At 36.3% G+C, this 21,857-nt stretch carries 22 protein-coding genes; 9 read left to right on the forward strand and 13 right to left on the reverse strand.

Annotation, left to right across the window (positions count from 1 at the left end; translation table 11 throughout):
• The first annotated feature begins 71 nt into the window (after window positions 1–71).
• The gene (gene hutG / locus BUC06_RS03015) at window positions 72–995 is read left to right on the forward strand and encodes a formimidoylglutamase (RefSeq protein ID WP_073329584.1); all 924 of its coding nucleotides are present in this window, start codon (window positions 72–74) and stop codon (window positions 993–995) included.
• A gap of 139 nt (window positions 996–1,134) precedes the next feature.
• Window positions 1,135–2,427 carry an aldehyde dehydrogenase family protein gene (locus BUC06_RS03020; protein ID WP_073329586.1) on the forward strand — a complete coding sequence of 431 codons (1,293 nt, stop codon included), beginning with the start codon at window positions 1,135–1,137 and terminating at the stop codon, window positions 2,425–2,427.
• Window positions 2,428–2,559: 132 nt separating this feature from the next.
• Here BUC06_RS03020 and pyk read toward each other — a convergent pair whose 3' ends face one another.
• From pyk to BUC06_RS03045, 5 genes are read right to left on the reverse strand one after another with little or no spacing between them, the layout of a single operon-like run.
• A complete protein-coding gene (gene pyk / locus BUC06_RS03025) occupies window positions 2,560–4,005 on the reverse strand; it encodes a pyruvate kinase (protein ID WP_073329588.1) in 1,446 nt (481 codons plus the stop codon).
• Window positions 3,998–4,471, reverse strand: a complete 474-nt coding sequence (locus BUC06_RS03030; RefSeq protein WP_073329590.1) for an IPExxxVDY family protein — start codon at window positions 4,469–4,471, stop codon at window positions 3,998–4,000. Before BUC06_RS03030 ends, pyk begins: the two co-directional genes overlap by 8 nt.
• Complete coding sequence (rnc, locus tag BUC06_RS03035) at window positions 4,449–5,210, reverse strand: ribonuclease III (RefSeq protein ID WP_073329592.1); 762 nt, start codon at window positions 5,208–5,210, stop codon at window positions 4,449–4,451. Before rnc ends, BUC06_RS03030 begins: the two co-directional genes overlap by 23 nt.
• A 9-nt stretch (window positions 5,211–5,219) precedes the next feature.
• A complete protein-coding gene (fabF, locus tag BUC06_RS03040; protein ID WP_073329594.1) occupies window positions 5,220–6,464 on the reverse strand; it encodes a beta-ketoacyl-ACP synthase II in 1,245 nt (414 codons plus the stop codon).
• Between the two features lie 34 nt (window positions 6,465–6,498).
• Window positions 6,499–6,738: an acyl carrier protein gene (locus tag BUC06_RS03045; protein WP_002976354.1), complete on the reverse strand. Its 240-nt coding sequence runs from the start codon at window positions 6,736–6,738 to the stop codon at window positions 6,499–6,501.
• Window positions 6,739–7,183: 445 nt separating this feature from the next.
• On the opposite strand from BUC06_RS03045, the gene BUC06_RS03050 reads away from it, so the two are divergent.
• A complete protein-coding gene (locus BUC06_RS03050) occupies window positions 7,184–8,599 on the forward strand; it encodes an aldehyde dehydrogenase family protein (RefSeq protein ID WP_073329596.1) in 1,416 nt (471 codons plus the stop codon).
• Window positions 8,600–8,667: 68 nt separating this feature from the next.
• Window positions 8,668–9,462, forward strand: a complete 795-nt coding sequence (locus tag BUC06_RS03055) for an AraC family transcriptional regulator (protein WP_073329598.1) — start codon at window positions 8,668–8,670, stop codon at window positions 9,460–9,462.
• Between the two features lie 827 nt (window positions 9,463–10,289).
• Here BUC06_RS03055 and BUC06_RS03065 read toward each other — a convergent pair.
• The 3 genes from BUC06_RS03065 to BUC06_RS03075 form a co-directional block, all read right to left on the reverse strand.
• Window positions 10,290–10,865, reverse strand: coding sequence for a hypothetical protein (locus tag BUC06_RS03065; RefSeq protein ID WP_139263270.1), 576 nt, complete (start codon window positions 10,863–10,865; stop codon window positions 10,290–10,292).
• A 52-nt stretch (window positions 10,866–10,917) separates the two neighbouring features.
• Entirely contained in the window at window positions 10,918–11,469 is a 552-nt protein-coding gene (locus tag BUC06_RS03070; RefSeq protein ID WP_073329604.1) for a hypothetical protein, read from the reverse strand.
• A 156-nt stretch (window positions 11,470–11,625) separates the two neighbouring features.
• The gene (locus BUC06_RS03075) at window positions 11,626–11,886 is read right to left on the reverse strand and encodes a helix-turn-helix domain-containing protein (RefSeq protein ID WP_073329606.1); all 261 of its coding nucleotides are present in this window, start codon (window positions 11,884–11,886) and stop codon (window positions 11,626–11,628) included.
• A gap of 187 nt (window positions 11,887–12,073) precedes the next feature.
• On the opposite strand from BUC06_RS03075, the gene BUC06_RS03080 reads away from it, so the two are divergent.
• The 5 genes from BUC06_RS03080 to BUC06_RS03105 all read left to right on the forward strand — a co-directional run bounded on the left by BUC06_RS03080 (window position 12,074) and on the right by BUC06_RS03105 (window position 14,832).
• The gene (locus BUC06_RS03080) at window positions 12,074–12,823 is read left to right on the forward strand and encodes an SH3 beta-barrel fold-containing protein (protein ID WP_073329608.1); all 750 of its coding nucleotides are present in this window, start codon (window positions 12,074–12,076) and stop codon (window positions 12,821–12,823) included.
• A gap of 236 nt (window positions 12,824–13,059) precedes the next feature.
• Window positions 13,060–13,545: a hypothetical protein gene (locus tag BUC06_RS03090; protein ID WP_073329612.1), complete on the forward strand. Its 486-nt coding sequence runs from the start codon at window positions 13,060–13,062 to the stop codon at window positions 13,543–13,545.
• Between the two features lie 4 nt (window positions 13,546–13,549).
• Entirely contained in the window at window positions 13,550–13,933 is a 384-nt protein-coding gene (locus tag BUC06_RS03095) for a hypothetical protein (protein ID WP_073329614.1), read from the forward strand.
• A 10-nt stretch (window positions 13,934–13,943) separates the two neighbouring features.
• The gene (locus BUC06_RS03100; RefSeq protein WP_073329616.1) at window positions 13,944–14,327 is read left to right on the forward strand and encodes a hypothetical protein; all 384 of its coding nucleotides are present in this window, start codon (window positions 13,944–13,946) and stop codon (window positions 14,325–14,327) included.
• Window positions 14,328–14,487: 160 nt separating this feature from the next.
• Window positions 14,488–14,832: a hypothetical protein gene (locus tag BUC06_RS03105; RefSeq protein WP_073329618.1), complete on the forward strand. Its 345-nt coding sequence runs from the start codon at window positions 14,488–14,490 to the stop codon at window positions 14,830–14,832.
• A gap of 119 nt (window positions 14,833–14,951) precedes the next feature.
• Here BUC06_RS03105 and BUC06_RS03110 read toward each other — a convergent pair whose 3' ends face one another.
• From BUC06_RS03110 to BUC06_RS03130, 5 genes are all read right to left on the reverse strand, one after another.
• Window positions 14,952–15,527, reverse strand: a complete 576-nt coding sequence (locus BUC06_RS03110; RefSeq protein ID WP_073329620.1) for a hypothetical protein — start codon at window positions 15,525–15,527, stop codon at window positions 14,952–14,954.
• A gap of 4 nt (window positions 15,528–15,531) precedes the next feature.
• A complete protein-coding gene (locus BUC06_RS03115) occupies window positions 15,532–15,795 on the reverse strand; it encodes a hypothetical protein (RefSeq protein WP_073329622.1) in 264 nt (87 codons plus the stop codon).
• A 41-nt stretch (window positions 15,796–15,836) separates the two neighbouring features.
• The gene (locus BUC06_RS03120) at window positions 15,837–20,357 is read right to left on the reverse strand and encodes a tape measure protein (RefSeq protein WP_073329624.1); all 4,521 of its coding nucleotides are present in this window, start codon (window positions 20,355–20,357) and stop codon (window positions 15,837–15,839) included.
• A gap of 128 nt (window positions 20,358–20,485) precedes the next feature.
• Window positions 20,486–20,710, reverse strand: coding sequence for a hypothetical protein (locus BUC06_RS03125; RefSeq protein WP_073329626.1), 225 nt, complete (start codon window positions 20,708–20,710; stop codon window positions 20,486–20,488).
• 13 nt (window positions 20,711–20,723) lie between these two features.
• Window positions 20,724–21,851, reverse strand: a complete 1,128-nt coding sequence (locus BUC06_RS03130; RefSeq protein ID WP_073329628.1) for a DUF6371 domain-containing protein — start codon at window positions 21,849–21,851, stop codon at window positions 20,724–20,726.
• Window positions 21,852–21,857 lie beyond the last annotated feature (6 nt).

Below are 21,857 nucleotides of genomic sequence, written 5' to 3' on the forward strand. Positions count from 1 at the left end.
TTTTACTATCTAAACAATATTATTTAGATTTACAGGATAAAACGATGTAATTAAAATTTAATTTAAAATCTATGTTTCAGGACACTTGGCAAGGCAGATTAGACGGAGAAGAACTTCTTTTTCACAGAATATTTCAACGGGTTAAGGAAGAACGTAACTATGACAATATTGCAGCAGATGATTTTGTGCTGCACGGTTTTGCCGTAGATGAAGGAGTGAGAAGAAATAAAGGAAGGCAGGGCGCAAAAGATGCTCCGGATGTGATCCGAAAAAATATGTCTAATTTTCCCGTCATCCGCCCGGATTTTTCCCTTCTGGACTTTGGAAATGTAACGTGTGAAGACGGTGACTTGGAAAGTTCCCAAAACAGTCTTGCTAAAAATGTGTCAAAAGTACTTTTGAAAGGCGGGAAATCAATTGTTTTGGGTGGAGGTCATGAAGTGACTTATGCTCACTATTTAGGCGTGAAAACGGCCTTTCCTGAACAAAAGATCGGGATCATCAATATCGATTCTCATTTTGATAACAGACAACCGGAAAATGGAGTAGGAGCAAGTTCAGGAACCGGATTCTGGCAGATCGCACAGGAAGGACAGATCAATTCACTGCATATCGGGATTCAGAGAAATTCAAATACCCTGAAACTTTTTGATACAGCCCATCAGTATGGAATGAAGTACATCCTTGCCGATGAACTTTTTTTTGAAAATCTACCTTCCATCTATGAACGCATTAATGAGCTTGTTGAAAGTGTAGACGTTCTCTATCTTACCATTTGCATGGATGTCTTTAATGCTTCTATTGCGCCGGGAGTTTCTGCTTCCGCTTACAATGGCATTTTTGCAGATACACCCTTTATGCATTTATACCGCCACATTTTAAAAAGTAAAAAACTGATAGCGTTGGATGCAGCAGAAGTTAATCCATCACTTGATATTGAAGACAGAACCGCAAGACTTGCCGCATGTCTTATGAATGAATGGTTTATGATCTAAAGGTAAAATTATATTATTTTAATAGAGAAAATCATTTCTTTTTTTAACCCTTAAGGAACAAAATTTGTTACTTTCACGATGCTTTTTAGAATAAAAGCATTAATAAATTCATTTTTGAATTTAAAACAGAAATTATATTATGGAACAGTTAATTGAAAATAAGCTTATTCAAGCAAATAAGACATTTTCAGAATGGAGAAAAGTACCGTTTGAAGATAAGCAAAAGCTGATCAGAAAGGCGGCGGAAATTTTAAAGAATAATTCGGAAAAATTCGGCAGGATCATCACCACTGAAATGAATAAACCTATTGCAGAATCGATTGCTGAGGTGGAAAAATGTGCTTTGATGATGAACTATTATGCGGAGGCTGAAAATATTTTAAAACCCGAAAAAATTGAATCTGAATTTTCTTATTCTGAAGTTCATTATGTTCCAAAAGGGGTAATTTTAGGAGTAATGCCATGGAATTTTCCTTTCTGGCAGGTGTTGAGATTTGCTGTACCAGCCATTTTAGCCGGAAATACAGTCGTTCTGAAGCATGCTTCAATTTGTTTCGGAAGCGGGAATGCAATTGCAGAGGTTCTTCTGGAGGCCGGTTTTCCGGAAGGTGTTTTCCAGAACCTGGAAGTAGGACATACCGCTGTGAAAGAAATTCTTGAGCACGATGCAGTAAGAGGAGTGAGTCTTACAGGCAGTGGAAAAGCGGGGGGTGAAGTAGCTTCAATCGCTGGTTTAAATATCAAAAAATCTTTATTGGAATTAGGAGGAAGTGACGCTTTCATTATTTTTGATGATGCAGATTTAGATGCAGCGGCAAAAGCAGGAGCGAAATCCAGACTTCAAAATTGCGGACAAACCTGTACTGCTGCTAAAAGATTTATTATTGACGAAAAAATTGAAGATGAATTTTTGCCGAAATTCATTGAAGAATATAAAACGTACGAAGTCGGAGATCCTTTCAATAAGGAAACCAAATTAGCGGGAATGGCAAGACCAGACCTGGCCGATGAGTTGGAAGCTCAATTCAACAGGGCATTGGAAAATGGTGCTGAAATTATTATGCCTTTGGAAAGAATTTCTGAAAATGAATTTAGACCTGGTTTAATTCGCGTTCAGGTAGGAAATCCTATTTTGAAAGAGGAACTTTTCGGACCTCTGGGAATGGTGATGATTGCTAAAAGTGATGAAGAAGCTTTACAAATGGCTAACGATATTCCTTTCGGACTTTCAAATTCCGTTTGGACAAAAAAAGCAGACCGTCAGTTATTTTTTATCGAAAACCTGGAATCAGGGACTGTAAATATTAACAGAATGACGAGCTCTGATCCGCGTTTTCCATTCGGTGGCAGCAAGGATTCGGGTTATGGAACAGAGTTGTCTTTATTAGCTTTGAAAGAGTTTGTCGTGGCAAGAACGATCGTGGGAAACTAGTTGTACAATGTAAAAAGTATAATTGTAAAAAGTAATAATGTAATTTACAGTTATTAAATACAAAAAACTCCCGGAGATCTCTATTTCCGGGAGTTTTTTGTATGGTAATCGAAAAGTAATTTCGCTTGTCGCCTAAACTGTCGTCAGTCTCAACGTATTTGTTTTTCCACCTTCATAAGATGGAGTTGCATTGATATTGATTACAAAATCTCCACTTTCGATATAACCGTGGTTATGCGTCAGCATATTGACCTGAATAATCGTCTCATCCGTAGACTTCTTCATGTCATAGTAATACGCGTGAACTCCCCAAAGAAGATTCAGCATGGTGATCACTCTTTTGTTTCCACTGTATACAATGATCTGTGAATTCGGTCTGTGAGCAGCAAGCTGGAATGCGGTGTATCCTGAGTGGGTCAAAGTAACGATCGCTGAAACATTGGTTGTTTTAGCAATTCTAACCGCTGCAAGACATACTCTGTTGGTAATGAATCTTTCGTCGATGCAGTTGTAATCTTTCTCGATAGGCTCATTTTTATGCTGGTAAAAATGGGTAGTCTCGATATTCTTTACAATCTTCGTCATATTTTCAACCACCTGAATAGGATATCTTCCTACAGAAGTTTCTCCTGAAAGCATTACTGCATCTGCACCGTCCAATACAGAGTTGGCAACGTCATTGACCTCTGCTCTGGTAGGCGTAAGGCTGTTGATCATCGTTTCCATCATCTGCGTAGCGATAATTACCGGCTTAGAATAGAATCTTGCTTTTTCTACCAGGTTTTTCTGGATAGCAGGAACTTCTTCCATTGGAACTTCCACCCCAAGGTCACCACGGGCAACCATCAGTCCGTCACATTCCAATAAAATTTCGTCAATATTTTTAACGCCCTCAGGCTTTTCAATCTTGGCAATGATCGGTGTTTTGAATTTACCGTTTGGATGCGCCTTGATCAGTTCTTTTAAGTCGATAATATCCTGGGCATGACGAACGAATGACAATGCAATCCAGTCAACCTCCATGTCAAGCATGAAATTAGCATCCTGAATATCCTTTTCCGTAAGAGCTGGAAGAGAAACGTTCGTATTAGGTAAATTAACTCCTTTTTTAGAGCTTAATGGTCCCCCCTGGATAGTTTTTGCTTTTACGGTATCGATCTCATTGGTTTCAATAACCTCCAACATCAGTTTCCCGTCATCAATAAGAATTTTTTCCCCCACTTTTACGTCCTGAGGAAACTGCTGGTAAGTCATATATACCTTCGTAGAATCACCTTCTATTTTCTCATTGGTAAAGGTCAGGATGTCTCCCGGGTTAAGATAAGAACCTTCTTTTACAACGCCTACTCTAAGTTTTGGTCCCTGAAGGTCTCCTAGGATTCCTATAGAATAGCCATATTCCTTATTAAGCTCTCTGATAATTTCAATATTATTTCGAACTAAGTCGTAGTCTGCATGTGAAAAATTTATTCTGAAAATATCAACACCCGCTTTCATTAGTCCTAACATTACCTCCTTCGATGATGAAGCAGGTCCTAGTGTTGCAATAATTTTTGTCTTCTTTAAATACTTATTCATAATACTGGATAATTTGATAAAGTTCCTCTTCAGAACCTAGTGTGTAATCTTGTATCGGAAACACAAGATTTTCCGGGAGCAAAATTACGGAAAAATCAGGAATTTGTTCCGAAGTATGCAGAATATATTCTACATCTACCTGATTATTTAATAAAAATTTAATGTTTTCTTCTTCTGTAAAGAGCTCAGTCTGCAGTTTTTTTTGCTTACTTTCCGAAGAACGGTTTGAAATGAATGTAAAACACGTCTTGGTAAACTTGTGATAAGCTTCAAATCTTGGAAAATGATAATCATAATAAGCCCCGTGAATGATCACATCTTTTTTTCTGGAAAAGGTAAGGCCGTTGATTTGATTTATTTTATAGAAAAACTCATGAGCAGGTACATCTTTTGCTAATCTTACCAATCCTATGGCAATATCTTCAAATTCTATATCGTCTAGATCATAAAGTTTTTGGATTTCCAAGTATGTTTTCTTTTTTGTTTAAAATATAAAATGCTCTCTGTGCTGCTTTTTCCTCTGCCTTCTTTTTGGAAGTTTCTGTCGCATTGGCGATTTTTTCTTCTCCCAGCCAGACATGACACCTGAATACCACTGCTTTATTAGCCTGGATTTCTTCGCAGGTTTCGTACTTTATATTTACTTTTTTCTTCTGACTCCATTCGAGCAAAAGACCTTTATAGCTGACTATCTTATTTTCAAGCTTGTTCATTTCGGTAGGCGTCAGCAATCTCTCCAGAATGATCCTTTTACAGGCTTCATAATGGAAGTCAAGATACACCGCACCGATCAGTGCTTCAAATAAATTTCCGGAAATATTTTCGCCTAACGCTGCGGATCCCTGCTTTTGCAAAAGATCGATCAACTTCAGGTCTTCACCTAATTTATTAAGATTCTTCCTATTAACAATTTTAGATTTCATCTGGGTCAGATATCCTTCGTTGGCCTGAGGATACGTCTGGAACAGATGACAGGAAATAATTGTACCCAAAACAGAATCTCCCAAAAATTCAAGTCTTTCGTAATTACTGTCTTGATTTTTAGAAGAACTTTTTAAAGAGAAAGCCTCACGGTAAAGAGCGACATTCTGAACCTCGGCACCCAGCATTTTTTTCATCTCGGTACTGAGAAAGTAGTCTCTCTCCGTTAATTTTCTTTTTCTTTTTTTGAGAAGGAATTTAGAAAAGTATTTCTGTAACTCCATTCATTGAATTTAGATTTTCTTAAATAGAACGCAAGCATTGTGCCCACCAAATCCAAAAGTATTGCTCATGGCTACTTTTACATCTTTTTTAACAGCTGTATTGAATGTGAAATTCAATCTTTTGTCAATATTTTCATCATCAGTAAAATGGTTGATGGTAGGTGGAACGATACCATGAATAATTGTTCCTAATGCAGCGATAGCCTCAATAACTCCGGCAGCACCCAAAAGGTGACCGGTCATTGATTTTGTAGAATTAATCTGAATGTCAAAAGCGTGCTCGCCCAATAATCTCGAAATTGCGTTGGATTCTGCAATATCTCCTAATGGAGTAGAGGTACCATGCATGTTGATATGGTCTACTTCATCAGCAGTTAAGCCTGCATCTTCCAGGCAGTTTTTCATTACAAGATAAGCGCCTAGGCCTTCAGGATGAGGCGCTGTCATATGGTGTGCATCTGCACTCATACCGCCACCTAATAATTCTGCATAAATGGTAGCACCACGTTTTACCGCGTGCTCATATTCTTCAAGGATAATAGATCCCGCACCTTCGCCCAGTACAAAACCATCTCTGTCTTTATCAAAGGGTCTTGAAGCGGTGGTAGGGTCATCATTTCTTGTAGAAAGTGCCATCATCGCATTAAATCCACCGACACCACTTGCAGTAACGGCAGCTTCGGAGCCTCCGCATACAATAACGTCAGCTTTTCCTAACTGGATGATCATCTTGGAATCAATCAGCGCATTGGCAGAGGATGCACAGGCAGATACCGTAGTATAATTCGGCCCGTGAAAACCATATTCAATGGAGATATGACCAGGAGTGATATCCGCAATCATTTTAGGAATAAAGAATGGGTTGAATCTTGGAATTTCCGTATTCGCCCATCCTAAAACCTCAGTTTCAAAAGTTTCTAAACCTCCGATTCCAGACCCCCAGATTACCCCGACTCTGTTTTTATCAACATTGTCTTCCATAATTCTGGAGTGTGCTACCGCTTCTCTTGCGGCTACAAGCCCAAGTTGAGTATTTCGGTCCATTTTCTTTGCTTCTTTCTTATCGAAATGCTGCAACGGATCGAAATCTTTTACTTCGCAAGCGAATTTGGTTTTAAAGTTTTTGGCATCAAAAAGAGTAATCGGAGCAGCACCGCTCTCACCTTTAAGAAGATTTTCCCAGTATTCTTTTGCATTATTTCCAATCGGTGTTATTGCGCCAAAACCGGTTACAACTACTCTTTTTAATTCCATAAACTTTTAAAATTTTCTTTTTTGTTGAAGAATATTATTTATTTACTACTTCTTCGATGTAAGCGATAGCGTGCCCTACAGTAGTAATTTTTTCAGCCTGATCATCAGGGATTTGAATATTGAATTCTTTTTCAAATTCCATGATTAACTCAACTGTATCCAATGAATCAGCTCCTAAATCGTTTGTGAAGCTAGCTTCAGGAGTTACTTCTGTTTCTTCAACGTCAAGCTTATCAGCGATGATAGCTTTTACTCTTGATGCAATGTCTGACATAGTAAATTATTTTTTTAATTGTTAGATGGTGCAAATATATAAAATTCTTCACGATAAAACATTTTTTTAGTCTTTTTTGTGGGTAGACTATACTTATTTTATAGTGAGAAGTTTTAGTGTTTTAGTTTTCAGCTATTTATGTTTGCTATGCAAATCATAAGTAAAATAAATTGTTATTCAGGGCAGAAATGATGTTAAAATCCTTTGTAGTCAATGGCAAATCAAAGATATTTCAGCTTAGAAATTGAATCTGTAATAATATAGAGCTCGCGTTTTATTTCTGTTAAATTCAATGATGATGAAGCTTTTTTTATTTTAATCCATGCAATGGAGCCTAACTTTTATTTGCATTATGAACTATTTAGCAAAGTTGAATTGAGCCATGTAGCAAAGTGAAGCTTTTGAAATTGTAAGAACTTTGCCATATTAAATTAAAACAATTAATATGAAACGTATCACTGAGGCTTACATCAATGGTGAATTGACATCAATAGAGGGAACAGAAATATTTGATCTGATTAACCCAACAAATCATGAAAAAATAGGAGAAGTTGTTTTGGGAGATCAAAGAGATATCAGAAAAGCAATTGCAGCAGCGAAAAAAGCTTTTAAAACTTTTTCTAAAACTAGTGTAGAAGAACGTATTGAAATCCTTGAAAATCTAAAGAAGGCAGTTGAAAAACGGGAAAGTGAACTCATTGAAACGATGATTCTGGAATATGGAGGAACCCGACAGTTCTGTACGGCCAGTTTTCAAAATATGGTGGGCGCATTTGAGCAGATGATAGAAACGCTTCGTCATTTTGAATTCGAAAGAAAAGCGGGTAAGACCCTTGTACAGATGACACCTATAGGAGTGGTAGGTATTATTACCCCGTGGAATTCCAGCAACAGTTTTATATGCAGTAAATTGGCAACGGCGGTTGCAGCAGGTTGTACCGTAGTGGTAAAGCCCAGTGAAATGAGTGCACTTCAGACCCAACTGATTATAGAGTGCTTTCACGAAGCTGGCCTGCCAAAAGGATTATTCAACCTAGTGAATGGACTGGGAAGTGTTGCAGGTAATGAAATCGTGAATCATCCGGATATCGCCAAAATATCTTTTACCGGATCTACTCAGACAGGAAAAATGATTGCCAAAGGAGCTGTGGAAACGATGAAGAGACTGACCTTGGAGCTGGGAGGAAAATCACCGAACATTATATTGGACGATGCTGATTTTAAACAGGCTGTTCCTCAAGCTATTTATGGAGCATATATGAATAGCGGGCAGGCTTGTATTGCGCCAACCCGTTTATTGGTGCCTTATTCAAGGTTGCAGGAGGTTAATGAATTGGCCAAAGAGACTGTCCGTCACGTTGTGGTTGGAGATCCGGCGAACGAAAATACCAATGTTGGTCCAATGGTTTCTGAAAAACAATATGAACGCGTACAAAGCTATATTAGGTTGGGTATTGAAGAGGGAGCAGATCTTTTAACAGGTGGTTTGGGAAAACCAGGAGGTCTTGACAAAGGCAATTTTGCAAAAGCTACCATTTTTACGAATGTCCGGAACAATATGCGTATTGCTCAGGAAGAAATTTTTGGCCCGGTATTGTCCATTATTCCTTATGAAAATGAAGAAGAAGCGATTTCTATTGCAAATGATACTTCATATGGATTGGCTGCTTATGTTACCTCTTTCGATGAAAACCGTGCTGTAAGAGTTGCTTCTCAGATTGAAGCAGGGAGAGTTTGTATTAATGGTTTTAAACATGATCCTTTGGCTCCGTTTGGGGGATTCAAGCAGTCCGGAATCGGAAGAGAATTCGGAGCATTCGGTCTGGAAGAATATTTAGAACCGAAATCAATTTTGGTGTAATTAAGCCTTAAAAATAGTATATTGAACAGTCAAGTCAAAAAGTTTTGGCTTGACTTTAATGTCAAGAAATGTCTGAAAATATAGATTACATTAATTATTCCTGCTACTTTACTGTTTTTCGCGAAGGGGAACAGTTTGTCTCGTACAATGCTTTGTCAATGGTAATTTCCGGTGAAATGGAGCTTAATGATGGGGTTCACCGGCAAATGTTTCGTAGTGGAGATATTTATCTGGTCAGGAAAAATCAATTATTGAAATTTTTGAAAAAACCTGGGGAAGAAGCAGAATTTAAATCATTATCCATCAGATTTGATGATGAAATGCTCAATGAAATGATTTCGGAAGAGCAATTTATTCTTCCTGAAAGATTAAAGATGCCTGCCTTTATTGAGGTCTCTGAAGTAAAGCATCTGAAATATTTCATGGAATCTTTACTGCAATACAAGGATTTGCTGGAAAATAAATCTCCTGAACTGGCTTTATTAAAACAGAAAGAAGCCTTAATTCTTTTATTCGGACATGATCACTCATTGAAAAATATTCTGTTTGATATCTCAGATCCCTATAAAATAGATCTTGAAAGTTTTATGCAGAAAAATTATCATTTTAATGTGAAGCTGGACCGCTTTGCTTATCTAACGGGAAGAAGTCTGGCCACCTTTAAACGCGATTTTGAAAAAATATTCGGTACTGCCCCGAGAAAGTGGCTGCTCGAAAAGCGACTTAAGGAAGCGCATTATCTTTTGAAAACAGGCAGAAGAGCGAGTGATATCTATCTGGATCTTGGTTTTGAAAATCTTTCTCATTTTTCATTTGCTTTCAAGAAACAATATGGTTTGCCGCCGAGCATGCTTTCCGTATAATGTAGATAATAAGATAAAGGTAAATGAAAGTGTACTGAAATAGGGCATTAATTTAATAACGATTTTAATAAAAAAAGAGAGTCTGTAAAACACAGGCTCTCTTTTTTGTGGAGTTGGAGGGACTACTTATAGTTATTAGTAATCAGGTAGTTACATGGTTTTTGTAGTAGTTTTTGTAGTGCTTTAATTGTTTTTGCGGTAAAACAGAACCTTTAATTTCCGAGTTGTAAATATACTATTTTGAGTAAAAAAAAGTTGTTTTTGAGCGTGCATTTCCTACATTACATACATTTCGAAGCAATCCATGGTTGCATTTAAAAATTAAATTACAGTATCAATTAGGTATTTTACTGATTCTTTCTCTTGCTGATTTCAAGGTTTTCCATAATATTGTGGAAAACTAAATACCCGGAATTCCGGGTATGTAAAAGTAGGACGGCGGAAAATGCCGCTCTCTTTTTTAGTTCGTTCGTTTCGTTCGGTTTCCCAAATGGGAAAGCAAACTTTTGTTCTATGAATCTTAGAATATTCAAATAATTAAAATTGAAGAAAATCGACATCAAAATGAGATTGGCTGAAATCTCAGCCGATCACCGACCAATATCAAAAGTTATAAAAAGTCCAACTATAGAACCGTATTAAATAATATTAAATAATCAGAATGGATCTCCTTTTTTATGGACTCGCAAAATTCGGTAAATAACGGAAGCAAATTTGCTTTGGTTGCCCAAAATGGCAAGTAAAATCCTAAGTTTCATTACCGTTCACCATGAGGGTGAACCCCTCGTAATCTTGATTTTCACTGAGGGAAAATTTTCCTTTAGTACCTATTTTATGAAATTTAAAATACTTAGATCAGGTTTATACTCTTCCTTTATTTTTAGCATTCGTTTGAGTTTAGATTCTTCTTTCGTTGGAATTCCTCGATAAGTTTTCTTACGATGCTTTCTGAAGTATTCATCATAAACCTTTCCAGACAATTCTATTTCCAATGCCTTTTGAACTTTTCGCCAGTTCTTAGATAAAATCTGATTCTCATAATAAAGCTCAGGAAATGCAGATCTGTGATAATAATACCCATCTTTCAAATGTAAGGTTCTGCAGATCTTTTCCGTTTTCGGACATACAAAATACCAAACAATACCTTTTCCAAGGTTCGAAGGCTTAGAAACAAGCCCTATTTCATAACTGATACTAAATTCCTGTCTGTATTTGTAAGATAGAGTAATAGCGCCTTCAGTGTCAAATATCTGAGATTCTATTCCAATTGACCCGGTTCTTTCTCCATCCCTGTAAAAGTTTAACACAACATTGTCAGAGAAAGTATTTGGTTTTAAATATCTCTTAATGTCTTTGATTGATAAGCTTCTCAGATCTTCTACATTATCTAAATATTGTTTCATTTTGGGCATAGTCGGATTGCTTAAACCTAAATTATTAAGGAACTTTATATTTTTACCAATCTTCTTTATTTGACAAATAGGCTTTCAAGCCATCAATAAATTGATTTACACTCACATTTGCGACCTCGTAATAATTTTTAAGCCATACTTTTCCATCTTTTTTAAAGATTGATTTTCCAGCAAATGAATTACCTCCATTTATGTAGGTATTGTCAACTCCTGGGCTGTTTGATTCAAATCGCTCTAAGGTTGGTTTAACCATCAATTTCCCGTCTTTAAAATTAATTTCATAAGTAGTCACCATGTATGACATTAAACTCTCAGAACCGAATACTTTTACGGTCGTTCCTGGTGAACTCGCTCTTAACTTTATGAAAGAATATTCAACCTCGTTTAAACCATCTCCTTTTAGATTTTTAAATTTTGATTGTATAAATGTTTTTGTTTTATCATAAAGCTGCTTTTGATTTAGTTCCGGATATGATAAAACAATGAAATTCTTTGTTTCATCATCTTTATTTACGAAATTATTCGGGGTTAAAATAAATTCCTGACCTATGACCATATTAAATGCAAATAAAGACAGCAGTATTAATTTTTTCATGTTATAAATTTTCCTCTAAAATATTACTTTTCAAATTATTTGAATTACGGTTTAATTCATTCTAATAATTTGACATGCTCAGGGAATAATTTCCTTCAGCTTTTTGAGTAAAAAAAAGTTGTTTTTAGAGCTACATTTTCTACATTACATACATTGTTATTTTTTCAGATAGCCAATAACAACCTCATTACCTTTAGAATCTTTCTTATAAATAGGCTCTCCGCAGCTATTTGGATTTTTCTCAAACAATTCTAAAAAAGGAACTTTTAAAGCTTCTGCAACTTCTACGAGTCTTTGAAGTGTTGGGTTTCCGTTTAGGGATTTTGACAAACCAACTTCAGTAATATTTATCATTTCTGCTAATTCTCGCTGCATGATTCCCTTTTCATCGCATATTTCTTTGATTCTTAATTTCATAGTTATACTATTTCTATAAGTGCAAATATACAAGTTTCTATACAATTGGTATAAGTGAAAGTTGTAAATATACTAATTGTATAAAAATTAACAAAAATTTAACATTTAGACTATTGTTTCAAATTAAACTATCTGTATATTTGTAATAGGTAATTAAACAAATGGTATAACTCAAACACCTGAAATCATGAATACAATATCAAACCAAAGAGCCGAAAACATCGCAAGAAACATAAACGCTTTTGATACTGTATATCAGTACAGTGATGACATGAGAAATGTTAGATTCTTTTCAAACCTAGAGAAAAAATTGAATCAGATTCTTTCTACTCTATCAAATGATGACAAAATGATTGTCGCTGAATTATGCGAGGCAGATCAGGCAAAATACTTCGGTCTTAAAAAAGAAGAAAAAACAGTACAAGTAGAACAAACAAAAATCAACGATATGAAAACTTCAACTACATCATTTAGAAAAACAGTAATGCTAAGAGCTTATCACATAATGGCGGCTACCGGCAAAGAATGGTCTGTGTGTCTTAAAAAAGCCTGGTTGCTTTTCAGACTTAAAAAAGAAATGCACAATGGCGAAATGACTTTCTACTTTGAGAAAAAAGATGGTAGCCTGAGAAAAGCAGTAGGCACTTTGAAAATGGATAAGATTGATTATCAATTCAAATCAGAAAATCAGCCGAAAGTAACAACATTTACCTATTTCGATGTAGAAGCAAATTCTTTCAGAAGTTTTAAGATTGAAAACTTTATGATGGTAGAGCAGCCGAGAACCCCAGAGAAAAAGGCGGTGGCAACTATCTGTAAAAGCCCCGCGAAGCTTATCAGAATTAGACGAAATAAGGCAAAAAAACAAGCTGGTACATTACCCAATCACTGGCCAGGTTTAAAATCAGCCGATCTTTCAACAATCGAAATATTCTAATTATGAATAAGAACAGTAGAATAGAACAGAATGCAGTTTTAGATCAAACTAGATCTATTAAGATAGAGAGAATAGTATTTGGCAAGAAAGACCCTTTATTTTGGATTGAGCTGACAAATGCTCAGACTAATTCGGTTTACAAGTTACCAGCGTTAAGCAAAGCAGATATCAAGAAAATAAACGACCTCATAGAAAAATTAGACAATTTCGAAAACCTTTAATAAATAATACACATCATGAAAAAGGATATAAACACCAAAACTAAGACCCTTAAACAAGTTTTATCACAATATAACTTCAACGAACTGATAGGTTTAGAACCGTTAAATAATTGGAAAGAAGAATACCTATACACGGGTTTAGCTGAGTTCTGCATGAAAATAGGTCGGTTCTTGTGTTATGAAGACGATTGGAATAGTTGGAGAATTTCATGGAAATACACCTACAAGCTATTAGAAGACAATGCGGTATCACCGTATCAAATTTCTCGCCTTAAAACTATTACTAAAACATTTTGTGAAGCCGTAGAACTTCGTGAGACTGAGATTCTTTCTCTTGCTGAATTTATGCAAATGTTCTATCAGGTTAAGCAGATCCTACTTCAGAAATTTGAAGCGATTAAAAAGGCTCATTTAAAAAATAAGGTGATCGAAAAAAGATTAGGCAAAAGCAGTCTTATGAGTTTACGTGCCAAAATAGCAACCCTTCAAAACGAAAATTAATATCATGACAGATACATTTGCTTTATGTAAAGCTTTAGAAAGTGCAGTAGACACTGTTTTAAAAATTGAATTACTTGAAAATAATCATAAATCATGGACCTACCTGTCTTTATCGCGAGTTTTCGAGAAAATGCTTGACAGAGAATTTAATATTTCAGAGCAGCAATCAAAATCAATAAAACACCTATGTAGTTTGATTGAGAAAAACTACTCTGTTTATGCAAATTGTCTAATTACGAATAAAGAATATAACGAAAATGGATATGTACTATGGGTTAAAATAGTTGAAAAAATCAAATACATAACAAAGCCAAAGATAAAAAAAGCCTCAAAGATTGACGTTTACTCTCTAAGGGCGAGTTTACAAAATATTAATAACGAAAATTAACACTTAAGTCATGATAGGTACATCTAAAAAATTAAATAAAAATGCCCTTCAAATTCTTGTTTATACATACGATAGCGGGGCAATTTCTGGTGATGAATTTCTTATTGGTGAAAGACCGTCCGTGAGACTGATAAATATGTATTGTACTTATCAATGCTTGACAGAGTCCCAAATACGAGACTTAAATAATATCGAAATGCTAATGAGCAAAAATCAAAATGTTTTTGATAATGGTCTAATTACCAAAGAAGAGTATTTAAAAAACATTAGAATTATCTACTTCAAATTTCAAGAGAAAGCAATGTCAATTACTGAACCTAAAATAAGGGCTGTAAACAAGCTTGACGTCCATTCATTACGAGCAAGCATGCAGAATATTGACAATGAAAATTAATCATATTACATCTTTTTTGCCCGATGCAATACAAATAATAAATACTTAAAAAACAGCTTGCAGGCGTTGAGAATTAGAAGTAAGAAGGGCATTTACAGCAAACCTTTTTCTTGGCTGAAAAAGGTTTTTTATATTACAACCTCAAAACAAATTCAAACTCATGAAAAATACCGCTCAACGTCACCGAACAAAAGTATCAAGACCAGCAAAGACGATTGTTAAAAGTTCAGCAATTGAAATTAAACCTCTTTACCTGCCTATACAGAAGGTCTATTTTGACCAAATAGAATCTGGCATAAAGAAAATTGAATATCGAGACGATACGCCGCATTATCGTTCAAGGTTTTTAAATAAAAAAGGTGAACTACGAAATCACAAAGTATTATTACTTCAAGAGGGCTATCATGACGATGCGAGACGTATGTTAGTCGAAATTGTAGATATTCAGCATAAGCAGCAATTTGAAACGCATTTAGGGCGAATTATCGAAAGAATAAACTTCTAATATACCATGTTAGTGTCATGGTAAGTAGGATTATTAACCCTCCATAAATTTGTAGAGAGTAAATATTCCGACAATTATTTACAAAATTGAAGCCTCTCATTTCTGAGAGGCTCCTTTTTCTATTTGCCGTACATAAAAGTGTTTGGAGCAAAGGCGGTTCCATCTGAACCAAAACCGAAAAGCCACGCAGAAGTTATCCGGTTCACTCCGGTATTTAGCCGGATTTCTTCAGAGAGTTTATTTGATTCCTCGATTAACTTTTGATGTCGATTGTACAGTTCAATGTCTTTTTGTTCTGTGATATAATACGTGTAATGGTCTGCAATTTCCTCAAATGCGCCCTCCTTTATGTGCATTTTCCCCTTCTCATAGTAGGCATAATATGAGAAGGGCGATAATTCTAAACCTGGATAAATTCTAAATGCAAGTTTAATATCATCAACCCATGAAGTGAATTCTTCAAGCTGTTGCCTCGGTCGTAGTTTAGAGCTTCGGGCTGAGGCTATTTTTTCAATAGTTGCACCTCCGAAAGTAGATCTGATCAAGGAATTTATTTCTTCATCAGTTAATTTTACACCTTGTTCTTTCCATATTTCCAGAATTTCATTCATCATTTTGATTGTTCTGGTAATATTATCTTGCTGTTCCGAAATAAGCATTTCATTAGCAGCGATTTTTATTCTTTTTGAATCCATTGCTTTATTTTTTGTTTAAATAGTCTTGAACTGCAGGGGAAATCCCATTTTCTGTTTCCGGTTTTCCTAAAAGCGGCTCTTTGAACATTGTTTTTGCTTCCTGTTGGTCTTTGATGTTTTTGATTAGTTCCTCTGTCTTGGTTATAGCCTCAACGAAAGGTTTTGCCCAATCCGGAACATCGGTGTCTGTTTTTTCCGGCTCCACTTCTTTTTTCTGTTCTGGCTTTGGCGGCCATTCATTCAGATTTATAATTTTTGAATAATCCATTGTAATTTTTGTTAGTAATTGTTAGTGCTGAAAATTTTTATTTATGGTATTCCGGCCAATCCCGGCTTTATTTTAGAGTTCATTTCGGATAATGTTTTATCCATATTATGTAGCCGACGGGTATTGATTTCTATCTGAGAAAGCAAAGCGGTCTGCGCGTTAGATACAGTCTGATTACCCTGCATAATCTTAAGGACTGCAGCAATATTAATCCTGACTGCATTAAATTGTCCCTCCAAGGCGCCGGCTGTCTTTTCCGTGATACCTTTAATATCACCTTTTAGTCCTTGTGCGTTCTCTGCCGATGCACCAAATAGTTCCTCATACTGTTTTAAGGCATCCATGTACTGCTGCATAGCGTTAGTGCCCATTGCTTTAATTGCTTCTCTTTCTTCTTTTGTTAACCCATCGAAAGCACCGGACATTGAATTAGCTGATATCTGGGCTTGAATCTGCTTTAATTTTTCGACAAGACCGGATCTAATTGAATTTAAAGTAAGGGACGATAGTCCGTTTGATGACTGTAACCTTTTGTCAATTTCTGCTATTTGTGCCTCGAAGGATTTTACTGCATCTTTTTGAGCCTGACTACCTCCGCCACCGTACCCCATAGAAGAATACAGTTTATCTACCATTTCCTGTATTTTAGGCTCAAGAATCTTAATTCTTAAGGCGTTGGACACTGCATTACGCATAACATCATCCCAGACTTTATCAAATGATTTAGCCGCGTCTTCACCCTGTCCAAAAGCATTTACTAAAGCCTCAGCGAGTTGTTTTGACAAATCTTTAAAGTCTACTGTAGTAACAGAAAGTTGAAAATCATCAACTATTTGTTGTATCTGCTGATTAATTTCATTTATTTCCTGACTATATCTCGCTATTTTATCCTGATCTGCTTTTTTCTTTTGTCCTTCTTTCGAGCGCATTGTAGAAAGTATACGCTGTTGCTCTTGTAAATTCGTGATCAATTCTCGCTGTCTGCTTAATTGCTCTTCACCGGCTGTTTTTTCAATGACTTTTTGAAGTTCCTGATAAGAATTCTTTAATTCGTCAACTACCCTTTGCCAATTTTTTATATCTCGGTTAATCTTTTTCGTCTTATTTCCCGCTATCCAACTAAATAAGGAAACTATGGCTTTAATAACAGTATAAATAATGGAAATAATAGCAGTGATCCAATTGGACCAAGATGCTTTATCAAGGGCTTTTTTCACGGCTTTTACGGTTCCATCAATAGCTTGTAACATGGCCATTCCCATAGTTGCCACCTGATCAATAGTATCAATAGCATCGTTTGCCGTATCGCTCATGTATTCTCTAGCAGGTGTAAGTGTGGAAATCACCCCCTTAGCTGCTTTTAAGGTTCCTCTTATGCCTTCGGTGGCCTTTTCGAAACCTGCGAAAGCCTGTTCTCCAGCTTGTTGAGACTGAGCTCCAAAAGAGGCGAATAAATCTTGAAGAGAATTAAACAATCCTAAAAACGGATTTTCATCACTTATTTTTGCTTTTACATCGCGGAAATTCCTGAGCAAAACACCAAAATCAATGGGTATTAAAACTTTTGATAAATTATCCTTTTTGGCTTCCAGTTCTTTCAGTAGAGCCTGCATTTGATAGGCGGTTAATTCATCAATGTTTCCATAGAGCGACATCCATGCCTTTGATTGAGTAAGTTCTTCAACTGCATTCTGGGAAATTTCCTCTTTTGATTTCTTGCTTATGGAGTTAGAGTACGTCTTCTGCTGTTCAGGAGTCAGCTTTTGATCAGAGTTTATTTTCTTTATAGCTTCTGTCGCGTCATATTCAATTTGTACTCTTCTGTCTGCGTAAGATTTATGTTCTTTCAATAATCCATCATACGACTGCTCCATATCTTTATTAATATTATTAAGCTGGGTAAATATTTCCGCTTTATAACCTTTCGATATTTCCTCGTCTGTAAGTTTGTATAATTTTTTATTCAGATACTCGATTTTGTCACTCGCTTTGTCGAATTTAATCAGATCTTTTTCCAGAGACTCGGTAAAAGACGTAAATGGATCCTTCGTTCCATTGAGCGAAGAAAGTATATCCTTTAGTTTTCCCCAATTATCCAGCTCTTCATCGGTCATGTCAACTCCGGATGTTTTCTTTCCATTTAGCGCTTTAAAACGTTCATTTATGTCTGAGTAGTAGCTTTCGCCCTTCAGCTTGGGAAACATTGCTTTTGCGCTTTCTTCACCATAATAAGCTGCCATTTTATACCGGACTTTCCATTGGCGCTCTGTTTCCTGCATTTCTTCATCAAACGAAGAAATAGAAAGTTCTTTTCTGAGAGCATCGACTTGCGCCTTATTTGCTCTCATTCTGTTTTTAAGCTCTTCAACGGAAATAACCTCACCTGTTAAATACGGATTCCCTTTTTTATCCTTGTCATTTCCGTATTTATCCAGCTTTCTAAGTTTTACCAAACCATTTTCAACAGATTCAAGCGCGTCTTGATATAGCCTCGCTCTTCTTTCAAGCTCCTTTAGTGAGCCTAGAGGAATTATTTCCGCTAGCTGGCGATTATCCTTTTTGGCTTTTTTCTCCTTTTTAGGGTTTAATAACTCGTTTAGTTGATCAATTTTATCTTGAATGGCGTAATATCTTGCCTGTGAAGTCCCTGGTGCATTTAATTCTTCTTCAAGTGCGGAAATCTGATCCTTGATTCCTTGCGCCCAGCTTTTGACTGCTGCAGGATCAACTTTTATTTCTGGTTCTACACTAAATCTGACTTTTAAAATATTCTCATTATTCTTCAGTTGGGCTTCAAGGTCTTTTTTCCCTTCAGGTGTCAGAATTTTGCCTTTTACCTTTCCTCCCCTTATCTGGGCTTTTAATATTTCGTTCCCTTTTAAAAGGTTTGATATTTCTTTTTGATCTAATTTTTGAATGAACTCCTTTTCCTTTTTTATATCAACAAGGCTTTTCTTTTGTTCAAGGAGTGAAACGTTTAATTCTGACGCATTAGTTTTGTCTAAGCCTTTAAAGTATTGATCTTTTGTGATTTTCCCTTCCTTATATTGTTTTGTCAAGGCCTTAACCTGTTGAACAGCATCATCCAATTTCACTTCGGTAATTCCAACATTCATTTCAGCTTCAGCGAACTTCTTCATCTTTTCAGCTCTCACAGCCACTTCCGCTTGAGCCATCGCCATTTTTTGCATGTTCCGAATCAGATTTTCAAATGCATAGCTTAGCCGCTCTGTTGCTTTAAATTGATTATCTAAGGTTCCCACAAAGGTGGAGTCTAAATCAATTAGTTTTTTGTACGCCTGCTCCCTTTGCTGCAATGAAGAATATTCGCTTTTGATAACATAAATTAATTGCTGAATAGCTGCTCTCGTCTCAATGACTCCCTGGCTAAAGTTTTCATTGTATTGCTGCATTACCTGGTCCTGCACCTTTTGTGCGGTGGTAGCCTCCTCTACAACTCCCAGCAACATACCTATCTCCTTTCTGTAGTTGTATGTAACCGCGATTAAAGCCGCTATGACTGTAGCTAAAAGAACATAGGGATTTCTCAAAGATGCTGCATTTAACGCTTCCTGAGCAACAGTTGTTCCTTGGATTATCTTGATCAAATTTGCGAAACCTTGTATGACTGCCGGTGTAGCAACTCTTGTCTGTAAGACACTTGTTAAAATTAAAGCCGCCTTATAAGATCCGTAAATTTCCACTAGAGTTAATAAAGCTTTTCCTACTTCCTGATAATGCTCTATTAAGTACGCAAGACCCTTTATTCCATCAGCTAGAGCCCCCTCTTGACTTTGTCCTATTTTATTTAACATCTGATCCCAAGTGTCCCCTAGGTTTGAAATGAGACCGGAAAGCGATTGTGATTGCTTTTCCATAAGATTGAAAAACATTCCTCCTTCGTTGGTCATTGAAAACAGAACGTCTTTGACATCCTTAAATCCTATTTTCCCGGCTGAAACCATTGCCGATATCTCAGCAGTTGTCTTATTGAATTTTTTAGCTAATTCCGCAACCATTGGTATCCCGGCTTCTGTAAACTGACGAAGGTCATCACCCATCAATTTGCCTTTTGCTTTTACTTGGCCATAAACGAGGTTAATTCTGGAAAGAGGAATAGAGAGGCCTGCAGCAATGTTTCCCATTCTGGTTAAAGTATCAACAACTTCATTTGCTGGAACCTGAAAGGCGAGCAACTGTTTTGCTCCTGATGATACGTCTTGTAGCGAAAAGGGTGTTTTTGCCGCAAGATCAACCATTTGTCCCATCAGTGCTTTTGCGTCTCCTGCATTACCTAGCATTGTAGAAAATGCTATCTCTGTTTTCTGGAACTCTCCCCGGACGTTTATAAGTTCAGTTACAAAGCTTTTAATCGCGCCAATGGAAAAATAGCTCGCAATTCCTATAGAAAGATTCTTAAAAGCAGAATCCATTTGCCCTGTCTGCTGGACTGTTGTCTGAGTGAGCCCTAATATATCTCGGCGCATAGAGTCGATGTCTCTACGAAATTGTGTAGTGTCTATAGATGCACCGAAATGCAGAGCTCCCTGACTTGTGTTCATTGTTTTGGTTTAATCATGCCGTTTTCACGTGCATGGGTTTCTGTACATACTTTTATTTTTTTTTAAGGGTTAGAAATTATTTTTGATACTAACCATTGCCATAGTCAACCATGGCAATGGTTTTTTATTTAATTAAGCTGACAGTTTGTCGGTGGGCTAATGTATTTTGCTTTTAATCTTCTGTTTAATACATTGTTTTTTGCTCTGTTCCATTTAAACCATGTTTCGAGAGTCGGGGCTTGATTTCCGTCAATTAAATTTGCTAATTCATTAAGTTCTTTTATCGAAAGTTGATTTAAAATCAGTCTCCTTGTTTCCGGATCATTAAGAGGATTGTTTTGATTTATGCTCATTTTTAATTATTGTTTAAAATGGTGATGAATTGGACAGGAAATAATATCCCGCCTTTGAATAGTCAATGATTTGTTTTACCTGCATTGTTAAGATTAAATCTTTTCCGGCCTGATCTCCCAAGCCTTTAATTTCACTCAGCGAAAACAGCAATTCTCTTTCGGTTCTGCTTTCATATTCTGGAATAAGATTTCTTGCTAATTTTTCTAATTCTTCTGTCTCGGTTGAAAGTGACGATTTGATACGCTGTAATTCTGGAACCTCAACCGGCGCATTTTTGCGCTCGTTTACTTTTTCTGGGTTTTTCTTTTCCTGAATTTGCTGCAGTACAACATCGGCAATATCAAAACCTTTCGGGAATCCTTGATTTTCTAGCTTATCGGAAATAGTAATATTAAATCCTGTCTCATTCAATCGGCTTGAAACCTCATTCCATAATGTTTCACCAACATCAGGAAAGGCGACAACTTTTTTACCTGCTAATGGCTGTAAAACTTCATATTTGAAATTTCCTTTTCCACCGGTGGCGAGCCATAAATATTCCTTATCAACCAAACTCATTATAATAGCTGTTTTTTCGCTCTCAACTATTGCAATAGGCTTTTTATTGGTTGGTAGTAAATGAAGACCGAAAAGGCATTGTTTGTGATTGAATTCCTTCTGTTTTAGGATTGTGTGAATGTTTGTAAAGTGGTTAAAGGGTTCTTTTACTCGTTTTCCTGATTTATGATCGTAAAGCATTACTTTTCCGTAACGTACACGTTGTAAATCATCCACTTGCCAGAATATTGTTGCGCCGTCCCAATGTTTAGAACTTCCTACGTTGTACATTTTCGTGTTTTGGTCCACAATTGCACTTTCAAATATTGATTTCAGGAATAAGACAAATTTATTTTTATCATTCTTGAAAGTCTTTTGCAGCATTTCTGCCGGATGGTAATCAGTTGGCTTCGGAGGTTGAAGATTTGGAGTGTATGGCTTTTTCTCTGCACTGTCGAAAAACTTATCACAAGAATGACAATATCCTTTATTAGGATCATCCGCAAGCGGTGCACATTTTCCGTCTTTGTTGTTATGTTGGCCACAATAACACATCGGGGTTAATTTGGCTCTTTGGGTAGATGGTGCGAATTTAGTTTCCATAATAGA

Source organism: Chryseobacterium carnipullorum (assembly GCF_900142785.1).
GTDB lineage: Bacteria > Bacteroidota > Bacteroidia > Flavobacteriales > Weeksellaceae > Chryseobacterium > Chryseobacterium carnipullorum.

Coding starts and splice junctions, on each gene's coding strand:
- hutG (WP_073329584.1), top strand. CDS start 72: ATGTTTCAGGACACTTGGCAAGGCAGATTAGACGGAGAAGAACTTCTT.
- BUC06_RS03020 (WP_073329586.1), top strand. CDS start 1,135: ATGGAACAGTTAATTGAAAATAAGCTTATTCAAGCAAATAAGACATTT.
- pyk (WP_073329588.1), bottom strand. CDS start 4,005: ATGAATAAGTATTTAAAGAAGACAAAAATTATTGCAACACTAGGACCT.
- rnc (WP_073329592.1), bottom strand. CDS start 5,210: ATGGAGTTACAGAAATACTTTTCTAAATTCCTTCTCAAAAAAAGAAAA.
- fabF (WP_073329594.1), bottom strand. CDS start 6,464: ATGGAATTAAAAAGAGTAGTTGTAACCGGTTTTGGCGCAATAACACCG.
- BUC06_RS03045 (WP_002976354.1), bottom strand. CDS start 6,738: ATGTCAGACATTGCATCAAGAGTAAAAGCTATCATCGCTGATAAGCTT.
- BUC06_RS03050 (WP_073329596.1), top strand. CDS start 7,184: ATGAAACGTATCACTGAGGCTTACATCAATGGTGAATTGACATCAATA.
- BUC06_RS03055 (WP_073329598.1), top strand. CDS start 8,668: ATGTCTGAAAATATAGATTACATTAATTATTCCTGCTACTTTACTGTT.
- BUC06_RS03065 (WP_139263270.1), bottom strand. CDS start 10,865: ATGAAACAATATTTAGATAATGTAGAAGATCTGAGAAGCTTATCAATC.
- BUC06_RS03070 (WP_073329604.1), bottom strand. CDS start 11,469: ATGAAAAAATTAATACTGCTGTCTTTATTTGCATTTAATATGGTCATA.
- BUC06_RS03075 (WP_073329606.1), bottom strand. CDS start 11,886: ATGAAATTAAGAATCAAAGAAATATGCGATGAAAAGGGAATCATGCAG.
- BUC06_RS03080 (WP_073329608.1), top strand. CDS start 12,074: ATGAATACAATATCAAACCAAAGAGCCGAAAACATCGCAAGAAACATA.
- BUC06_RS03090 (WP_073329612.1), top strand. CDS start 13,060: ATGAAAAAGGATATAAACACCAAAACTAAGACCCTTAAACAAGTTTTA.
- BUC06_RS03095 (WP_073329614.1), top strand. CDS start 13,550: ATGACAGATACATTTGCTTTATGTAAAGCTTTAGAAAGTGCAGTAGAC.
- BUC06_RS03100 (WP_073329616.1), top strand. CDS start 13,944: ATGATAGGTACATCTAAAAAATTAAATAAAAATGCCCTTCAAATTCTT.
- BUC06_RS03105 (WP_073329618.1), top strand. CDS start 14,488: ATGAAAAATACCGCTCAACGTCACCGAACAAAAGTATCAAGACCAGCA.
- BUC06_RS03110 (WP_073329620.1), bottom strand. CDS start 15,527: ATGGATTCAAAAAGAATAAAAATCGCTGCTAATGAAATGCTTATTTCG.
- BUC06_RS03115 (WP_073329622.1), bottom strand. CDS start 15,795: ATGGATTATTCAAAAATTATAAATCTGAATGAATGGCCGCCAAAGCCA.
- BUC06_RS03120 (WP_073329624.1), bottom strand. CDS start 20,357: ATGAACACAAGTCAGGGAGCTCTGCATTTCGGTGCATCTATAGACACT.
- BUC06_RS03125 (WP_073329626.1), bottom strand. CDS start 20,710: ATGAGCATAAATCAAAACAATCCTCTTAATGATCCGGAAACAAGGAGA.
- BUC06_RS03130 (WP_073329628.1), bottom strand. CDS start 21,851: ATGGAAACTAAATTCGCACCATCTACCCAAAGAGCCAAATTAACCCCG.